Source organism: Mesorhizobium sp. M2A.F.Ca.ET.067.02.1.1 (genome assembly GCF_004023285.1).
Taxonomy (GTDB): domain Bacteria; phylum Pseudomonadota; class Alphaproteobacteria; order Rhizobiales; family Rhizobiaceae; genus Mesorhizobium.
In genome coordinates, this window is the sequence record NZ_RZSB01001283.1 from 1 (window position 1) to 810 (window position 810).

The window sequence follows — 810 nt, forward strand, 5'->3', positions numbered from 1 at the left end:
CTTGCCGAGAACATCGCCTATGCCAGGCCCGGCGCCAGCCAGGCCGAGATCGAGCATGCGGCGAAACTCGCCAGCGCGCATGATTTCATCACCAACCTGCCCAGGGGCTACGGAACCCTGGTCGGCGAGCGCGGTGTGAAGCTTTCTGGGGGTGAGCGGCAGCGCGTGGCGATCGCGCGAGCCTTCCTGGCGGATGCGCGCATCCTGATCCTGGATGAGGCGACATCGAGCCTGGATTCGGAATCGGAAGTGCTGATCCAGAGGGCGATGGAGCGGCTGATGGTGGGGCGCACGACCCTTGTCATCGCGCACCGGCTCTCGACGGTTCGGGCGCTCGACCGCCTGCTGGTCTTCGATCGAGGCCGTATCGCCGAAGAGGGTTCGCATGACGATCTGATCCGCCTCAATGGCGGCATCTACCGACGGCTGTTGGAGCGGCAGGCGCTCGAACTGACCAAAGGCCTCGTCGCCTGAGGAAAGGACGGCCCGGCTCCGGCCGGGCCGTCGGCTGTCCGGCTCCGCCGCGGCAGCGCAGATCAATCCAAGGTCTGCAACCGCGCTCTCGTCACGCGGCTTGAGTGAGGTAATGCGGTGTTTAAATTCGTCTCCATATACTTAAAGTTTTAGTCATTTCATCAGCAACGCCATGCGATATACATTGTTTTAAACAGTTGTCGGCGTATACCTTCAGAAAGGCAAGTCGGATGTGGCATGCGCAGGTCTCCTGGAGATTCTACAGGCATGCCGGTTGAAGGAGATTTCTTTGGAAATTGTAGGGTCTTACCCGCCGACAGAGGACCTTGCATAGGC

At 60.6% G+C, this 810-nt stretch carries 1 protein-coding gene; it reads left to right on the plus strand.

Translation table 11 applies throughout. The annotated features are described in order from the left end of the window. On the plus strand, window positions 1–474 hold a 474-nt coding region (locus EOA28_RS37320; RefSeq protein ID WP_128315917.1), incomplete at its 5' end, for an ATP-binding cassette domain-containing protein. Window positions 475–810 lie beyond the last annotated feature (336 nt).